We start from the raw sequence: 16,608 nt of genomic DNA on the forward strand, positions 1-16,608 counted from the left end.
CAAGAGCACCGCGCAAGGTGCCCACCCGAAAAGATTTTCCGGCGCCATTGATTGAGGCCACTGAGTACATTGCTGCAGGCAGGCTGGCGAAGGCAGAGCCGATACTCAGGCGCTACGTAGAGCAGAACCCGGGTGATGTGAACGGTATTCGGCTGCTCGGCGAGCTGGGCTTGCAGTTGGGCGCCCTGCAGGATGCAGAAAACCTGCTGCAACGGGCTGTAGAACTAGCACCTGACTATCACGCTGCCCGTTACGCTTATGCCAATGCGCTCTATAAACGTCACCGGTATGAGGACGCCATTGCACAACTCGACCAGCTGTTGGCGCAGGAGGCTAACAATCCGGGTTGGCTGACGCTGAAGGCCGCCTGTTTGGTTGAGATCAATGAGCACGCTCAGGCTGTACCGCTGTTCGAGACAATACTGGAGCATTATCCGCAGTTTCGTCAGGCACAGCTCAGCTATGGTCATGCCTTGCGTGCGGTGGGCCGTAGTGAACAATCGGTTGCGGCCTACGAGGCAGCCGCTGAACAAATAGACGGAGCGGGCGAGGCTTTTTGGAGCCTGGCTAACCTCAAAACGTATCGCTTTACCGATGCACAGTTAACGAGCATTGAACAGTTGCTTGGCGACAAGCAGTGTCCTTACCGGGATTACTATCACCTGTTGTTTGCCCTGGGTAAGGCGCGCGAGGACCGTGGCGAGTATGAAGCGGCCATGGCCGCATACGTGAAAGGTAATCAGGTGCGTGGCAAAAGCGTGCCCTGGCAGGCCGAGACCTTCCACCACGATACTCGCGAACTGATGGCATTCTTCGACGAGGCATTGATTGCGCGTCAGCGTGGCAGTGGCTGTGAATCCCCCGACCCCATTTTTGTGGTGGGCTTGCCGCGCGCCGGGTCTACCCTGATCGAGCAGATATTGGCCAGCCATTCACAGGTGGAAGGCACTGCAGAGCTGGCCGATATCATCGCACTGGCACGTAAAATCTCCGGTAAGCGACGCAGAGACGACCCCTCTAAGTATCCCTCGGCACTGGCAGACATGGACGCGCAAACGCTACGAGAGCTGGGCGAGAGTTACATCAGTAGCACCGCCGTTCAGCGCATGACGGATGCGCCTTTCTTCATCGACAAGATGCCCAACAACTTCAGCCACATCGGCTTGATACACCTGATATTACCTAACGCCAAGATTATCGACGCGCGTCGCCATCCTATGGATTGCTGCTTTAGTGGTTATAAGCAGCTGTTCGCCTCGGGGCAGGGCTTCAGTTATGGCATGGACCGCATAGGCAACTACTACCGGGATTATGTCGATCTGATGGATCACTGGGATCGTGTGCTTCCAGGGCGTGTATTGCGAGTTCAATACGAGAAGATGGTAGACGATACCGAAGCGCAGGTTCGCCGGCTTCTGGATTACTGCGGCCTTCCCTTTGAGGAGCAGTGCCTGGCATTTCATGAAACGCAGCGCACGGTGCGAACCGCCAGCTCAGAGCAGGTGCGCCAACCTATCTACCGCAGTGGTATGGGGCAGTGGGAGCCGTTTTCCCGGTGGCTGGACCCACTGCGGCAGGCGCTGGGTCCGGTGCTAGAGCGTTACCCAGAAAAGTAGCGGCGTTTAGCTCGAGGTCGTGATGCTGCTGTCGCTGGCGACCTCTTTAAGTAACCACTCCCGAAACAGCGCGATCTTATGCTGCTCTCGGCGCTCCTTGCGGCAGGCAAGGTACCAGCTGCGCGGGTTTGGGATTGCGTTATCTGGAAACAGCTCGACGAGCGCACCGCTGGCCAGGTCACGTTCAATGTAGGGTTGCTGACCCAGTGCCACTCCAAGCCCTTGTGCAGCGCTTCCCAGGGCCAGATCATAGCTCTCGAGTTGCAAGCCATTTTCGCAGTCAATCTCTTGTAGGGCATGTGCGGCTAGCCAAACCTGCCAGTCCTCTCTAGACGGGTACACCTGTATCAGCTGCGCACTCGCCAGATCGGCAGGCGATGCAAAAGGTCCATGCGTATCTCGGTAGCTTGCACTGCAGACGGGGGTCATCGTCACATTAAATAAGTGTGCGTAGTCCAAGCGTTCATCCGTGGGCTGTGTGATCAGAATCGCCGCGTCAATATCGCCGTAGTCGAAGTTCGCATCGGTCTGTGCTGTGGTGAGTCGTACTTGAACGTCCGTATGTTCCTGCTGAAATCTTGCCAGACGCGGTAACAACCACCTGCTGGTAAACGTGGAATACACCTGCAGCGTCAGGATAGAGACCAGCGAACTGCTAGTGACGGCGCGGGTGCCCTCGGCAATCTGGTCAAAGGCTTCTCGCAGGATGGGGTAATACAACTCCCCCTGCGCAGTGAGCTCAATACCGCGAGCTTGGCGGGCAAATAGGGCCAGGCCCAATTGGTCCTCCAGTCCCTTTATCTGGTGGCTGATGGCTGACTGAGAGACGCTGAGTTCTTCGGCTGCGGCTTTAAAACTCAGGTGTCTGGCTGCGGCCTCAAAGGTACGCAATGCGTTGAGCGAGGGAAGTCGACGGGATTTTGCTGGGTGCATGATGCGGCCAAACGGTTTTTCAGAATTACGAATAGTAGCGACTACAGCCGCTTAAACATAGGCGAGTTGATGGTAGAGTGCGCGCTTACCATTCGCTGCGTGCCGCCATGAAAAACGTCGTCTTATTCTTACGCTTTGCTGTGTCTACTGTGTTGGTTTGCGCAATGCCTGCCTGGGCACAGCCACCCGTGTTGAGCGCAAATGGGGTTAACTATCAGGGACAGTGGTTGCAGGCAGACCAGGTTCAAGCCTTTTACGGTGTGCCGTTTGCCCAGCCGCCAGTCGACGATCTTCGTTGGCAGGCGCCGCGCCCGCTTCATGATGTCGGTCCTACAGCCGGGAGGGTATTGGCGCATGCGACTCAATTCGCAGCCGCCTGCTATCAGGGACCGCATATCGCCAACTGGTATCGCGGGGTGGTTGAAAGCTTTGGTGGTGATCCCGATACGGTGCTGCAGCCGCCGGTCGCCGAGGACTGTCTTTATCTGAATATCTGGGCGCCTGCAGGTGCAGAGCCTGGCAGTTTGCCGGTGATAGTGTATGTCCATGGCGGCAGCAACAAGGGGGGCTTCTCCTTTGAGCCCAATTACCACGGGGAGCACCTCGCCGCGCAGGGTGTTGTGGTTGTCAGCGTTGCCTACCGCTTGGGGATATTCGGATTCTTCAGCCACCCGGAACTGCAGCAGTCAAATTTTGCATTGCTGGATATTGCAGCAGCCCTCAGGTGGGTGAAGGCACATGTGAGTGCGGTCGGTGGAGATGCCGGCAACATCACCCTGGTGGGCGAGTCCGCCGGTGGCAATAACATCATTCACCTCATTGCTAGCGATTCGTCACCTGAGCTATTTCAACGTGCCGTTGTGCAGAGTGCAGGTTGGGCCATGGACAGCAGGGTGACGCGGGCCGCAAGCTTGGTAACGGGAGAGCAGGCGGATGCTGACTTAGCCGGCGGTAAGGGCTTGGCTGCCTTGCGTCAGGTCAGTGCCCAGGCGCTGCTGGAACACGCTGAGCGGATGGCGCTGGAGTTTGATCCCGTTGTAGATGGCGACACAGTGACTGCCCCGGTTGCCGACTGGCTGGTATCTGCTGGACCGCTGCCTGACCTACTGATTGGCAGCAATGCCGATGAGTGGAAAATGTACCTTGATGAATCCGCCAGCCTGACTCAATGGTTCGAAGACAGTGGGCTTACGCCTGATCAGATAGCGGCACTGAGCTACGAGCTGGGCGAAGCGGCGCTTGCCGACGAGCGCAGTGCACTAGACCGGCTGATTACAGCGCAGCAATTTGTCTGCCCTAGTCTGGCGCTGGCACGGCAGACCCGCGCTGCAGGGGCTGCCAGTTACGTGTATTTGTTTGCACGCCAACGCGCCGGTGAGCAGGCGGCGACCATGGGTGCCTATCACGGTGCAGAGTTACCCTATGTCTTCAACACCCACGACAGCTGGCTACCGACGAGTGCGGTGGACCATGCGATCACTGAACGGATGATGCGAGCCTGGCTAAACTTTGCCGCGCAGGGCGACCCCAACCCGGTCAGTGGCGACGGTTTGATGTGGCCTGAATTCGATCAGCGCTCGCTGGCGTATCGGTTAGATACCACCGATGCGGTGCTTCCTCACCGGGACAGCAGGCTCTGCCAATTGCTGCGGCTATAAGCTGCGTTCGTTAGCCATGCTCCGGTAGCTCTAATCAAGTGGCTGGTGCTTAGACGGGTGAGGATTTCTGTATTGTCCTGAAATTAATTTCAGGTGATTCTCGCGGGCGTTTTCTCCAAAATTGCCGCGTTCGTTCCAGAGCGTATGTCCACTATGTCCCGGTTATTGTCGTGTATGGATTCCCTCTATCTGGAGGTGTTTCCCGATGCCAAGATTCATGAACAGCTACTCAGTTTGCCCGCCGGCTCCCACGTTGGTTTGACCTGCTCTCCCAAGAAGGGTCTGCAGACTACATTGGACCTGATGACGCAGTTGCATGGCAGCGGTCTCGAGTTGATTCCACACGTGGCTGCGCGCCAGGTCCGCGACAAAGCACATCTGCAAGATGTCCTCGATCAATTGCATGAGCAGGGTGTGGAGACACTGTTCGTGCCCGGTGGCGATATGGCCAAGCCCGTGGGCAGCTATGACAGTGCTCTGGCGTTGTTGCGTGATGTGGCAGAGCTGGGTCACTCGCTCAGGGACATCGGAATCGCCGCGCATCCGGAGGGTCACCCGGAAGCGTCGAACGAAGCACTGCAGCAGGCCCTTCTGGATAAGCAGCCTCTGGCGACCTACATGGTCACCCAGATGTGCTTCAACGTGCCTCTGATGATCGACTGGCTGAAGGGCATGCGCGCTGCCGGCGTGAGCTTACCAGTGTGGTTTGGATTGCCGGGGGTGATGGACAGGCTAAAGCTGTTCAAGACGGCGCTGCGCATTGGTGTAGGTGAGTCGGCGCGCTTCGCGCGCAAGCAAAAGAGCTTGACCGGTGCGCTGCTGGGCGCTTCCCGCTACACCCCGGACGACATTCTGATGGATGTGGCTCCCGCACTGGAGGATGAGGCCCTGGGTATCGGTGGCTTCTACCTGTTTAGTTTTAATCAACTGGAGGAGACGTTGGCCTGGCGCACCCAGTTACTGCAGGACCTGAAGGCCAAGACAGCCTAGGACATACAATAATGAAACACTATGCAACGCTTTCACCCCAACTCAGCATTGGCCCACGAGTACGCAAGTCTCCGTTCTACGAGGCAACACGTTCGGCTGGAGCTCAGTCCTTTACGATTTACAATCACATGTACATGCCCACCAGTTACGGCGACCCCTTGGCGGAATACTGGGCAATCGTCGGTGGCGTGACGCTGTGGGATGTTTCCAGCGAACGCCAGATCGAAGTATCAGGCCCCGACGCGGTGGCGTTCACCCAGTTGCTAACCCCACGCGACATAGCATCCTGTGGCGTAGAACGTTGCCGCTATGTGGTTTTTACTGATGACAATGGCGGCATCATTAATGACGCTGTCATGTTAAGGCTGGAAGAGGATCGCTTCTGGTTGTCGCCAGGCGACGGTGACGTGCTGCTGTGGATTAAAGGCGTTGCTGCACGTTCTGGTATGAACGTACGCGTGCACGAGCCCGATGCCTCTCCATTGCAATTGCAGGGGCCCCTCGCACCTAAGGTGGCGCGAAAGCTCTTCGGCGATGTGGCCATCGAAATGGGCTACTTCCACTTAAAAACCCTGGAGCTGGATGGCATTCCGTTGGTACTCAGCCGCACGGGTTGGAGTGGCGAGCTGGGTTATGAGCTGTACCTGCAGGATCATAGGCTGGGTACAGAACTGTGGGATAAGGTTATGGCGGCCGGCGAGGAGTTTGGCATTAGCCCTGCCACGCCGTCGGCTATGCGCAGTATCGAAGGCGGCTTGCTGTCGTATTGCTCGGACATCACGCTGGACGACAATCCCTTTACCCTCGGGCTTGAGCGTCTGTTGGATCTTGATAAGCCCCATGATTACATCGGTAAGTCCGCGCTGCAGCGCATCGCAAAGGAAGGGCCACAGCGTCGTCTGGTCGGAGTAAACATCGACGGCGCGGCGCTTGCCGGCAACGAAGAGTTTTGGCGAGTGCTGGCGGATGGCGAAGTCGTGGGCCACCTTACGCGCTGCTGCTTTTCGCCCCGTTTAGAGCACAATATTGGGCTGGTCAACGTAGCTGCGGGCTACGCCGCGCCGGGTTCTAGTGTCCAGATTGAAGTGCCCGGTGAGGGTGTGCGCCAGGCTACCGTGGTCGCGCTGCCCTGGTTTGAATCCGAACGCAAAATTCCGGCTGACATCTAGAACTCGAGCATGTTGCTATTCAAGGCGCCGTGCGGGTAAGTCCTGATCTGGCGCTTGCAGCCAGTCGCACATGGCCAATGCCTCGTTGGTGTAGGTGCGGCGCTCGGCCTGGTCAAGGCCGAGCCAGCGGAGCGTATTCATCAGCCACCGATCCGCAGGGCCGGGCAGCAGGCCTGCGCCAGGCGTGCAGCAAATGTGATGCCAGTGCAGCAGTCCGTTTGCGAAGTGCAGCACCTCTCCGTTGGGCGAAAATGTGTAAGCCAGCTTGGCCGTCTCGGGTAGCGGCGGGCCTGCTGTTATCGAGCGGGCAACCACCACAACAGTGTCGGCGGTGGGTGTGTGCCTCGATACCAGCTGACGGTAATGTCGAGGACTGCCAACACCCAGATCAAATGCCGCCCATGCCAGGCACTGCTTATCGGTTGATGGATGCCTTTCTGCTGTGGCCGTTGTGCCTAGTCCCTCAATGAATTGCGGATACCAGGGGTGATGCGACAAAGATGCCTGCGCATACAGCAGCTCGCCAACTTCCTTCAGTGAGGGTATCGATTGCGCGGGTATGGCGATATGCGTCTCGTAGCAGTAGGTGCCTGCGGAGGGCACCCAGTGCTTTCGGGTATCTGCCTCGGCCACCTTCCTATGTGCATTACGATGCGACGCTGCCAGTTCTGCCAGTATCAGCGCTGTGCCTGGCGCTTCCTTGGCGGCTTCCTGCTCTGTAATTTCCTGAGCCTGCATGGAGAGTTCCTGACTGTGTGACTCAACACTAGCCCAGAGAGGGAATGCACTGTAGGTCAATGGGCACGGACAATTGAACTATCCGCGCATCTGTTGTCGCATACCGGTAGAATTCCACTCGCGTTACGCGTGTTACTCAGGATCGATACCATGCAGGCAATCAAGCAACTGCTGCTTTCTCGAATGTACTGGCTGGGCATAGCTGCAGGCGGCGTCGCCCTGCTGGGCATAGCGCTGTATTACCAGCATGCGCTGGGAGACGAGCCCTGTCAGGTTTGCGTGCATGTGCGGGTGTGGGTGGCGGCCTTCACGCTACTGGCGTTGGTTATGGCGGCCGTGCCACTGAACCGCTGGCTGCAGCTAGCAGGCAATGTAGTGCTGTGTGTCTGCGGGGTCGGTGTGGCCGAGCGCGCGTATTACCTGTACCTCATTGAGAACGGTCGCGGTGAGGGCAGTTGTGAGTTTTTCCTGGGCTATCCGAACTGGTTTGCACTGGATAAGTGGATGCCGGAGGTCTTTGAAGTGCGTAACCTGTGCGGATACACGCCCGAGATGTTCTATGGCCTTTCCATGGCAGAAAGCCTGGTGCTTACCGGTGCCGGCGTCGGGTTGCTGGCGTTGCTAACGGCTTGGTTGTGGGTTTCTCAGCGCTAGTCGCTCACTCGTCGGCGGCCTCAATAACCCTGCGTTCGATGTGACGCGCCAGAATACGCTGTTTCTCGGCCAGTACCTTTTTGTCAGCCCTTAACGCCCAGAGCTTGTCACGCGCCTGCCGGTAACTCTGCTGGGTGTCCACAATGCAGTTTGGGTAGTCCACCGCGTACATCTGCTGCTCCATGGGCGTGAGTGCCCATGGCGTGTGAACAATGGGTGTGGGCAGTTCCTCCAACTCCGGACACCAGCGCTTGATAAACACTGCGTTGGCGTCGTGTTCCTGTGATTGCTTTACCGGATTGTAAATGCGGATGGTATTGATGCCGGTTACGCCTGCTTGCATCTGCATTTGTGCGTAGTGAATGCCTGGCTCGAAGTCTAGGAATAATGAGCCGAGATACGCGGCACCGGTGCGCCAGTCCTGCCACAGGTGGTGACAGAGGAACGAGACCAGCATGGCGCGTGACCGAAAGTTTACGTAGCCGGTAGCTCGAAGGCATCGCATGGAGGCGTCAATCAGTGGGTAACCCGTGTGGCCCGTTTTCCAGGCGTCCAAAAGCTCTGCCTCACGCCCGCGGGAGTGTGCCAGATAGCCGCGGTTGATGTCTTCAAACTCCATACGGCACTCCATTTCAAACTTTTGTATAAAATGACAATGCCAGTGCAGTCTCGACTCGAACGCCGATAAGGCCCGAGGCCATACCCCCAGCGCCTGCCGCTGTAGAAGCGCTTGGTAGACCTGCCTGATGCTGAGATTCCCCCAAGCGATGTAGGGGGAGAGGCGGGAACAGCTCTGGCGACTCGCCTCAGGCTTGGAGATATGTGTGGCGTAATGGCTGGCCCGGTTGCTCAGGAAGCTATCCAGGGTTGCCTGGGCAATGCATTCACCACCCGCCTGAAACGGCGCGCTCTGTGTCCGCCATTTTGCCGGTGGCTCTCTTAAAACGAAGGGTGATAGTGCCAGTGTCTCTGCGCCCATGGCGCGCAGCTGCGATAAATCTACCGTCGCCTGAGGCGCCGACATCGTCTGATGCCATTGCCGGTTCCAGCCTTTACGTGTTCTCAGGCCACGAAGTACGCCGTTAGTTGGAAACTCCCGCCAGCGAACTTGCTGTGTATCGCACCATTGAGCGACATGCCGGTCGCGGGCAAAGGTAATGTCCAGGCCGGTTTCCTCGTGGCTCAAGAGCGCGTTGATGGTGAGAGACTCGTGCAGCGTGCGAAGAATCTCTACCGCGTCACCGCGGCATATCACTAGCGGCAGGTTGAAGGCTGCCAGCTTCTCGCGCATGTCCTCCAGGCTCTGCCAGACAAAGCGCCAATGCCGATCCCGGTAATGCGCGTCACCGAGTAACGCAGGCTCAAAGATATAGAGCAACAGTGTCGGCTTGCCGTCCTGCGCGGCCGCCGCCAGCGGCGCATGATCCTGCAGTCGCAGGTCGCGCTTAAACCAGACAACGTTGATCGACACGTATCAGGATGCTCTGGCAAAGGGGTAGGCGACAGGCGTGTTGTCCTCCACGTGCTCAATACGGCAGTCGGCGCGGTTCATGGCTTGAAGTATCAGTCGGTAGGCGTCGCGATCAAAGTATGCCGCGGTATTGGTATTGCGGTCCTCGGGTGCGGTGTCGGTGAGCCCTGACTCTGCTGCCCTGCGAGCGGCAGCGGCGGTGGCGTAGCAGCCGCGAAACAGCCAATGATCTATCAGGCAATAACTGCAGGCGGGCTTGCCGTTGATGTCGACGCCGTTTTCTACTATCACAACGGGCCCCGAAAACGGCCACGCAAGAATTTGTTCGCTTTCAAGCAAACTCAGCAATCGCTGATTATGTGCCTCCGGCGACTCCTCGCCGACACAGGCGCCGTCGCACCGTCCGATCTGGAACTGGAAGCAGGGCGCACGACTTTTGTCCAGCCCAAGCACCAGCAGGCACAGGCCATGGTCGCGGGCGAGTCGTCTAAGCGTCGACTCTACATGGCGCTTGTTGTGGTAGAGACCAAAGCAGTCTCTGCTGCGCTCGCCGCGGGCGATAAAATCCGTTGCTAATGGCTGCAAAAACCCCTCGCCGTCAGGCTGCAGCTCAATCGTGAGCAGCGTGCGCCGTACGCGCTGCCGGCGGTTGTAGAGTGGGACTTCCATCTTTATCGCGTGGTTCTCAGTTAGGAGCGCTGCCATCTCGCCGACGGTGGGGGTGCAGTCGATGCGTGCCACCTGGCGCATCATGCGCTGCTTACGGCTGGGGATGCGTCCGGAGCGAAGATGCTCGCGGATACGCGACTCCATACTCACGCTCTTGCCTACGTACAGCAGTACCTCCGTATCACTGAAGAACCGGTAAACACCGCAGCAGTCTGGCACGGAGGCTACCCGTCTATCACAAACGGTAATGGTCGGTTCTGTCTGCTCGTCAGTCATGACGGTATGATCTGTCAGATCAGTGACGCTGCACAGCGGTGTACAGGTTGTGTCGTAGGCGAACTAACCGCTGATCGGGCGCATTAGCGTGCCTGAAAGGCCTGGGGGCGAAAATGAAAACAAGCTTCAGCGTGGTAGCGATTATCGTTTTAGTCCTGGTGCTGCTAGGCACTTACCGCGAGGCACAGTTTGGAACGACAGCCTTGTCGCGACCGGAACTGGTCGTCGGCCCCTCGGTAGAAGTGGCCATCGTCGCCAACGCCGTTGGTGGCAACCTGACCTTCATCAACTTGGCCAGTCGGCAAGTGCTGGGCGAGCGCAATGTGATTGCTGATGGCATCCGCCCGGGTGTTTTCAGGGATCCCTTGCAGTGGGCCCTGCAGCCTTTGGTGGAGCGCAGCGGGGGTAAGAACTATGCACAGGATACGGATCTCTCGCCGGACGGTGCTGTGGTGTATGTGTCCCGTGGTTTTCTCGGTGATGTGATCGCGATGGAAATCGCGACCGGTGATGTTCTTTGGCGCACCCCCATCAGTGGCCTGCGCGCTGATCACATGGCCGTCTCGGCCGATGGCAAGCGGCTATATGTGTCTGCGCTGATCTCCAGCGGTAACGTGGTTGATGTGCTTGACGCGCATACCGGCAAACACATTGGCGATTTTCCCGGTGGGAGCTGGCCCCACGATATCCATGAAAATCCCACTGGCGACAAAATCTATGTCGCAAGTCTGGGCGATATGACAGCGCATTTGGCCGAAAGAGGAAACGATCCCGAAGCCTACCTGGTGTCCGTGGTGGATGCAGATGGTTTTCAAACCTTGGCGAAGCACCGGTTCAGGGCGGGTGTGCGACCTTTTGCGGTAACGGCATATGAAGGCAGGGTATACGCCCAGCTTTCCAATGAGCACAGCGTTGTTGTCTATAGCCTTGCGCAGCGAGAGTTGTTGCATGAGCTTGCGTTGCCGGTTGCTGAGGGAGTCACCGAAGCTGACTGGGACTTTGAGTCGCCTCACCACGGATTGGCTCTGTCGGGCGATGAGAGCACATTGTGCCTGGCGGGCCGAGCCTCCGATTATGCGGCCTTAGTCGATGCCGAGTCACTGACCTTGCGCAGCGCTGTGCCAACCGGAGATGCACCGTCATGGGCTGCGATCGATAGCACCGATACTCTCTGTGTGTTGGCAAACAACCGCAGTGACGACGTATCACTGATTGCGCTAGTTGAGGGCATGGAGGTGGCGCGCTTGCCAGCGGGCCGCGGGCCAAAGCACGTGACCATAGGCAAGGTGCCCAAAGCGGTACTCGACTCGCTGGCGCGTGACTAAATAGTGGCTAAAGACAGACTAGAGGGATATCCCGATCACGAGAGCGACATCAGAGCGAGTTCGTGTGTGATTGGTGCTCACCAGCCAGCCATGTGTCGGTGACCGTGTAGTCATCATCGAACAACATCAGGTCGGCACGGTAACCCGGCGCGAGTTTACCCAGCCGGTCCTCTAGTGCGAGGCAGGCCGCCGGATACAGCGACGCCATGCGCAGACACTCATCCAGTGCCAGGCCGACTACTTCGTGCGCGTATTGCACCGCTTCCAGCAAACTGATCGCGCTGCCTGCCAGTGTGCCTTCGCTGTCTGTCAGTTTTCCCTGTTCCAGACGAATGGTCCGTCCATTAAGCGTAAAGGATTGTTGAGGACTGCCCACCGTGCTCATTGAATCCGAGACCAATATCAGCTTGCCTGATGGCTTCATGCGGTGAGCGAGGGCGATGGCGGCCGGGTGCACGTGGTGTCCATCAGCGATGATGCCTGCCCAACTGTCCGGGTGCAGAAGCGCGGCGCCAACGGCGCCTGGCGCGCGCGACTGCAGGGCGCCCATAGCGTTGTACAAGTGGGTAACGCCTACAACGCCCCCATCAAACGCAGCAAGCATCTCTTCGAAGCTGGCGTCGGTATGGCCAGCGCAAATTCGGATGCCGGCCGCAGAGAGGCGAGTGATGTGCTCGGGCTTGCAAGTTTCCGGCGCCAGGGTGAGCAGCACTTTAAGCGGGGACAGGGTTTCAATCCACGCGATATCATCTTCATCCATGCCGCGCAGCATGGTTTGCGAGTGAATGCCGCGCTTATGTGGGTTGAAAAATGGGCCTTCAAGATGGATGCCCAGCACGGCAGACTCGCCTTTTTCGATCATTTGACTGACCGCGGTCACGGCAAGCCGTGCAGTGTCGGAGGTATCGCTGATGAGTGTAGGCATCAGGGAGGTTGTGCCGCATTGCCGATGGGCAGCGACAATGGTGCTGATGCTATCCGTGCATGGCGATTCGTTGAGCAGCACGCCCCCACCTCCGTTCACCTGCAGATCGATCAGCCCCGGTGCCAAGGTGCCGTTTTCAAAAGTAAGGCATTCTTCTCCCGCAGGGACCTCGTCCGCGGGCAGGATGTCACAAACGCTGTCGCCCTCAACATGCAGGGCCATGCCTATGTGAAAGTATTCGCCATCGAATATTTGGGGTGCGGCGATATACATGTTTTGCCTTCCTCTGTGACAGTGGCTTGCATGCGTTATAGCACCGCGCCGCGTCGGGAGTAAGTCAGTCGCAGATTATCCGGACTTATTTCATGCCTAGCGCCTTGGCTTCCTGTTCCAGTATGGCGGACACGGCCGGCAGCGTCTTAACGCGTTCTTGTAAGGCTGCGAACCGGGGCCAGTTATCCGCGTCCACGGTGTAGCCCGCATAGGCTGCATTCACAAAGGGGCTGACCAATGCGAGATCGGCTTGGCTAACGTCGCCGAAGATGAAGCCTTCTTCAGGTGAATGACTTTCCAGGTAGTCCAACATGGGGGGAATTTGCTTGGTGATAATGCGCTCTACCAGTTCTTCATCGGGCTCCTGATTAAATGCCATGGGACGCATGAATCGTTGGAAAAAGATCCCTGCGGCCATCTCGGCGATACGGCCGCAACCAAGGTCTTCATACCAGCGCGCCATCCCTTTGGCTTTTACGTCAGCGGGGTATAGGGCCAGCTCAGGATAGGCATCGTCCAGGTACTGACAGATGACCTTTGAGTCGCCCAAAATAAGGCCGTCGTCGTCCAGCGTGGGTACCTTGCCCAGTGGGTTGATCTTCAGGTACTCCTTATCACCGGAGAAGGGCATCTGGTGCACGATTTCATAGCCCAGTCCCTTCATTTCCAGCGTAACCAGAACGCGTCTTACGAACGGGGAGCCGTGCACGCCGTGTACTTTAATCATATGTCTTATCCTTTTTCTCTAACTGAACTCGATGTGCTGCCGTTCTGCAGACCTCGTCCTGTTTGGTGCCTCAGTGTCGAAGCGAGTGCCGCGAGGCCCTAAGGGCTTGTACAGATTCTAATGTAGCATATACTGGCATAATTACTGTCATATTTTGCTGAAGCCGTGGCTTCAGTTGCACTGAGGAGCTTTTGCGTGGCATCAGCAGCCATTACTGAAAAATTGAACAGCACACTGGCGGGAAATGGATTGGCCGTACGCGGTGAGCGCGACAATTACATTGAAGTGATGGAGGCGGCGACCGCACAGGTGTGGATGTCTCTGCAGCCCGCTACCCGTGCTGATCTCGAAGCGCTGGCATTGCCGGAGGGATTCATTGTCAGTGGCTCTGGCATGGCGGCGATGGATGTGGCCGGCTTCGCAGCGTCTCCCGGCCAGACTCTCGGTGATGTGAATACCATGGTGATCAACGGGCTCGACTTCCTGAATGTTGCACGACCGGGTGATATTCAGCCCGCAGCCGGCCCGGATGAGGCGCTCACAGCAGCAGTTGATAAGACACATATTATTGGTTTTGAGGTGGAGCGTAAGGTCGTGCTGATGGATACGCCGGAAGGCAGCTTCGTCGAAGTGGTAGGTGTCCCTGATCACGACGGTGAGCTCGTGTTGCCGGAAGGCGCGACATTGCGCGAGATAAAGCTGGTAACCCCTTGGGTATTGCAGCTGCCGACACCGACCAAGGCCTACTTCTGGATGCGTTCGCAGGGCATGCGTAGTTTCCAGGGTCCCGTGGATGTGCCTTCAGATGCCGAGACTATTTAACACCCGCTCCGTGTTCGAGCGCTGTTCAACGCAGGGTGAGTGCGGTGAAAACGCCAATAAGGGATGAGAATATGGCCAGTGATGCAAAAGATGAGCAAGTGGACGGACGACGACTACGCAGTGAGCGCAGTCGCACAGCCATCATTGAAGCGGGACTGACTCTGCAGCGCGAGGGGACCATCGTTCCCACTGCCCAACAGATCGCCGACCGGGCCGGGGTCGGTATCCGGTCCTTCTTCCGACACTTCGAAGACATGGAAGCGATGTTCGTTGCAGTCGATGAATACGCGCGCGCCGATTACGAGGCACTGTTTGCCGGCGGCGACAGGGAAGGCAGTTTGGCTGAAAGGATTCGCCATGCGGTTGAACGACACGCCGATGCGTACCAGGATCTCAGGGCCATTATTCTCGGCACTCATGCCCAAATGTGGCGCTACGCGGTACTTCGCGAAAACTATGCACGCAATTGCCGCTTGTTGCGCAAAGACCTTGATGACTGGTTGCCAGAGCTAAGAGCGCTACCCAAATCGAAGCGCGAGGCCGTCGATGCCATTGCGTCTTTCGAGATGTGGCACCGCCTGCGCGAGTTCCAGAATCTCCCACGCAATGCGGCGATAGACATCATTGTCGACCTGCTGAGCGAAGTTATTCCTGCCGATTAACGCAGCCCGGAAGAAGGGAGACAACAATGCTGAAGAAAGTTGGCCTTGTGTTGGTGGTGATGGTGTTTGCCGCTGGCATCCTTGCCTACAACAACCAGATCCCCCTGATGTTAGCTGCCTTGAAGTACCGGTCAGCCACTGAATATCCGATTGGCCCTGAGCGCGAGCTTGTGTGGAACGCGGGCCCCGAGGTCGCTGAGCTTCCCAGCAGCGAACGCTCCCCCAACATCGTGCTCATTGTTGCTGATGACTTGGGCTACAACGATATCTCTACCTTTGGTGGCGGTGTGGGTGGATCCTTGCAGACACCACATATCGATCAGCTAGCCGCCCAGGGCGCAGTGTTCTCGCAGTCCTACTCGGGTGCCAGCACCTGTGCACCCTCCCGAGCGATGATGATGACCGGGCGGTACCCAACGCGCACGGGGTTTGCGTTTACGCCTATGCCCGGCGGCATGGGTTCCATGGTGCAGCGAATTGGCGAGAGCCTGGATAGAAGTCTGCCCCCCGCGTATTACGACGCCGAGCTGGATGCCAGTAAACCGCCCTATGAGCAGCAGGGTTTGCCACCGGAAGAAGTGACTATTGCCGAAGTACTGGGTGATCAGGGCTACGCCACCTTCCACGTGGGCAAATGGCATCTCGGCAGACAAAACGGTATGGCACCCCACGAACAGGGTTTCGACCAGAGTCTGTTGATGGCCAGCGGGCTTTATCTCCCTGAGGACGACCCCGATGTCGTGAATGCCAAGCTGGATTTTGACCCTATTGATCAGTTTCTGTGGGCGCGAATGGTATATGCCGCATCTTTCAATAGCGGCGACGAGGACCGATTCAGGCCCAGTGGATATCTGACGGATTATTGGACAGACGAATCCATCAAAATCATTGAGGCCAATAAAAACCGGCCCTTCTTCCTGTATCTGGCCCATTGGGGTCCTCACACGCCGTTGCAGGCCACTCGTGAGGACTACGAGGCGGTAGGCGATATTCAGCCACACCGCGCTCGCGTGTACGCGGGAATGGTTCGCGCTGTAGACCGCAGCGTGGGTCGTGTGATGGCGGCATTGGAAGCCAACGGAATTGCTGACAACACCATTGTGGTATTCACCAGTGACAACGGTGGCGCCGGTTACATCGGCTTGCCCGAGGTGAATAAGCCGTTCCGGGGCTGGAAGATCACCCAGTTTGAGGGTGGCCTTCGGGTGCCCATGCTTGTGAAATGGCCAGCGAAGATCCCCGCCGGCACGGTGTCTGAGGTGCCGGTGGCGCACATTGACGTAATGCCCACACTAGCGGGCGCGGCGGGTGCCGCGCTGCCTGAGGGCGTAGCGATCGACGGGCGCAACGTGATTCCGCTGGCAAGTTCCGATGAGGCTGCGGCGGCTTGGGACAGAGATACCCTGTTCTGGGAGAGCGGTCATTACCGCGTAGTCCGTCATAAAGACTGGAAGCTGCAGGTGGCAGCTCGCCCGGATAAGCAGTGGTTATTCAATCTGGCTGAGGATCCCACAGAGCAAGTGAACCTGGCGGAATCCCGGCCGGAGAAGCTGGCTGAGCTGATGGCCCTGCTCGATGCGCATCGCGCGAACGCGCGTCCACCACTGTACCCTGCTGCGATTGAAGCCGCGGTGGCGATTGATAAGACGCTGGCGGAGCCCTTCGAAGACGGAGACGAGTACATCTACTCGCCAAACTAA

15 protein-coding genes are annotated in these 16,608 nt (G+C 57.8%); 9 read left to right on the forward strand and 6 right to left on the reverse strand.

What is annotated here, in order from left to right; translation table 11 throughout:
* Positions 1-17 precede the first annotated feature (17 nt).
* Positions 18-1,616 (forward strand): tetratricopeptide repeat-containing sulfotransferase family protein, encoded by a 1,599-nt coding sequence (locus tag IE089_RS00455; protein WP_229802508.1) that lies wholly within the window; start codon positions 18-20, stop codon positions 1,614-1,616.
* A 6-nt stretch (positions 1,617-1,622) separates the two neighbouring features.
* Here IE089_RS00455 and gcvA read toward each other — a convergent pair whose 3' ends face one another.
* On the reverse strand, positions 1,623-2,549 hold the full coding sequence (gene gcvA / locus IE089_RS00460; protein WP_189474173.1) for a transcriptional regulator GcvA: 927 nt from the start codon (positions 2,547-2,549) through the stop codon (positions 1,623-1,625).
* Positions 2,550-2,713: 164 nt separating this feature from the next.
* On the opposite strand from gcvA, the gene IE089_RS00465 reads away from it, so the two are divergent.
* The 3 genes from IE089_RS00465 to IE089_RS00475 all read left to right on the forward strand — a co-directional run bounded on the left by IE089_RS00465 (position 2,714) and on the right by IE089_RS00475 (position 6,366).
* The gene (locus tag IE089_RS00465; RefSeq protein WP_189474174.1) at positions 2,714-4,207 is read left to right on the forward strand and encodes a carboxylesterase/lipase family protein; all 1,494 of its coding nucleotides are present in this window, start codon (positions 2,714-2,716) and stop codon (positions 4,205-4,207) included.
* 174 nt (positions 4,208-4,381) lie between these two features.
* Positions 4,382-5,197, forward strand: a complete 816-nt coding sequence (locus tag IE089_RS00470) for a methylenetetrahydrofolate reductase (RefSeq protein WP_189474176.1) — start codon at positions 4,382-4,384, stop codon at positions 5,195-5,197.
* Between the two features lie 11 nt (positions 5,198-5,208).
* The gene (locus IE089_RS00475) at positions 5,209-6,366 is read left to right on the forward strand and encodes a glycine cleavage T C-terminal barrel domain-containing protein (protein ID WP_189474178.1); all 1,158 of its coding nucleotides are present in this window, start codon (positions 5,209-5,211) and stop codon (positions 6,364-6,366) included.
* Between the two features lie 15 nt (positions 6,367-6,381).
* Here the strand turns inward: IE089_RS00475 and IE089_RS00480 are convergent, their stop codons facing one another.
* A complete protein-coding gene (locus IE089_RS00480; RefSeq protein WP_189474180.1) occupies positions 6,382-7,104 on the reverse strand; it encodes a hypothetical protein in 723 nt (240 codons plus the stop codon).
* Positions 7,105-7,254: 150 nt separating this feature from the next.
* On the opposite strand from IE089_RS00480, the gene IE089_RS00485 reads away from it, so the two are divergent.
* Positions 7,255-7,758: a disulfide bond formation protein B gene (locus IE089_RS00485; RefSeq protein WP_189474181.1), complete on the forward strand. Its 504-nt coding sequence runs from the start codon at positions 7,255-7,257 to the stop codon at positions 7,756-7,758.
* A gap of 4 nt (positions 7,759-7,762) precedes the next feature.
* Here the strand turns inward: IE089_RS00485 and IE089_RS00490 are convergent, their stop codons facing one another.
* Entirely contained in the window at positions 7,763-9,229 is a 1,467-nt protein-coding gene (locus IE089_RS00490) for an FAD-binding domain-containing protein (protein ID WP_189474183.1), read from the reverse strand.
* Positions 9,230-9,232: 3 nt separating this feature from the next.
* Complete coding sequence (locus IE089_RS00495) at positions 9,233-10,174, reverse strand: GIY-YIG nuclease family protein (protein WP_189474186.1); 942 nt, start codon at positions 10,172-10,174, stop codon at positions 9,233-9,235.
* 113 nt (positions 10,175-10,287) lie between these two features.
* Here IE089_RS00495 and IE089_RS00500 point away from each other — a divergent pair, with 113 nt between their 5' ends.
* Positions 10,288-11,499, forward strand: coding sequence for a YncE family protein (locus IE089_RS00500; protein WP_189474188.1), 1,212 nt, complete (start codon positions 10,288-10,290; stop codon positions 11,497-11,499).
* A 49-nt stretch (positions 11,500-11,548) separates the two neighbouring features.
* On the opposite strand, the gene nagA is transcribed toward IE089_RS00500, so the two are convergent.
* Positions 11,549-12,697 carry an N-acetylglucosamine-6-phosphate deacetylase gene (nagA, locus tag IE089_RS00505; RefSeq protein WP_189474190.1) on the reverse strand — a complete coding sequence of 383 codons (1,149 nt, stop codon included), beginning with the start codon at positions 12,695-12,697 and terminating at the stop codon, positions 11,549-11,551.
* 85 nt (positions 12,698-12,782) lie between these two features.
* A complete protein-coding gene (locus IE089_RS00510; RefSeq protein WP_189474192.1) occupies positions 12,783-13,424 on the reverse strand; it encodes a glutathione S-transferase family protein in 642 nt (213 codons plus the stop codon).
* A 195-nt stretch (positions 13,425-13,619) separates the two neighbouring features.
* Between IE089_RS00510 and IE089_RS00515 the strand changes: the two genes are divergently transcribed.
* From IE089_RS00515 to IE089_RS00525, 3 genes are read left to right on the forward strand one after another with little or no spacing between them, the layout of a single operon-like run.
* Positions 13,620-14,246: a hypothetical protein gene (locus tag IE089_RS00515; RefSeq protein ID WP_189474194.1), complete on the forward strand. Its 627-nt coding sequence runs from the start codon at positions 13,620-13,622 to the stop codon at positions 14,244-14,246.
* Positions 14,247-14,290: 44 nt separating this feature from the next.
* Positions 14,291-14,908 (forward strand): TetR/AcrR family transcriptional regulator, encoded by a 618-nt coding sequence (locus IE089_RS00520; RefSeq protein ID WP_308428811.1) that lies wholly within the window; start codon positions 14,291-14,293, stop codon positions 14,906-14,908.
* A 26-nt stretch (positions 14,909-14,934) separates the two neighbouring features.
* The gene (locus IE089_RS00525) at positions 14,935-16,608 is read left to right on the forward strand and encodes a sulfatase (RefSeq protein ID WP_189474196.1); all 1,674 of its coding nucleotides are present in this window, start codon (positions 14,935-14,937) and stop codon (positions 16,606-16,608) included.

Source organism: Parahalioglobus pacificus (assembly GCF_014652275.1).
GTDB classification, from domain to species: Bacteria; Pseudomonadota; Gammaproteobacteria; order Pseudomonadales; family Halieaceae; genus Parahalioglobus; species Parahalioglobus pacificus.

Coding starts and splice junctions, on each gene's coding strand:
- IE089_RS00465 (WP_189474174.1), top strand. CDS start 2,714: ATGCCTGCCTGGGCACAGCCACCCGTGTTGAGCGCAAATGGGGTTAAC.
- IE089_RS00475 (WP_189474178.1), top strand. CDS start 5,209: ATGAAACACTATGCAACGCTTTCACCCCAACTCAGCATTGGCCCACGA.
- IE089_RS00500 (WP_189474188.1), top strand. CDS start 10,288: ATGAAAACAAGCTTCAGCGTGGTAGCGATTATCGTTTTAGTCCTGGTG.
- IE089_RS00470 (WP_189474176.1), top strand. CDS start 4,382: ATGGATTCCCTCTATCTGGAGGTGTTTCCCGATGCCAAGATTCATGAA.
- IE089_RS00510 (WP_189474192.1), bottom strand. CDS start 13,424: ATGATTAAAGTACACGGCGTGCACGGCTCCCCGTTCGTAAGACGCGTT.
- IE089_RS00525 (WP_189474196.1), top strand. CDS start 14,935: ATGCTGAAGAAAGTTGGCCTTGTGTTGGTGGTGATGGTGTTTGCCGCT.
- IE089_RS00495 (WP_189474186.1), bottom strand. CDS start 10,174: ATGACTGACGAGCAGACAGAACCGACCATTACCGTTTGTGATAGACGG.
- IE089_RS00480 (WP_189474180.1), bottom strand. CDS start 7,104: ATGCAGGCTCAGGAAATTACAGAGCAGGAAGCCGCCAAGGAAGCGCCA.
- gcvA (WP_189474173.1), bottom strand. CDS start 2,549: ATGCACCCAGCAAAATCCCGTCGACTTCCCTCGCTCAACGCATTGCGT.
- nagA (WP_189474190.1), bottom strand. CDS start 12,697: ATGTATATCGCCGCACCCCAAATATTCGATGGCGAATACTTTCACATA.
- IE089_RS00485 (WP_189474181.1), top strand. CDS start 7,255: ATGCAGGCAATCAAGCAACTGCTGCTTTCTCGAATGTACTGGCTGGGC.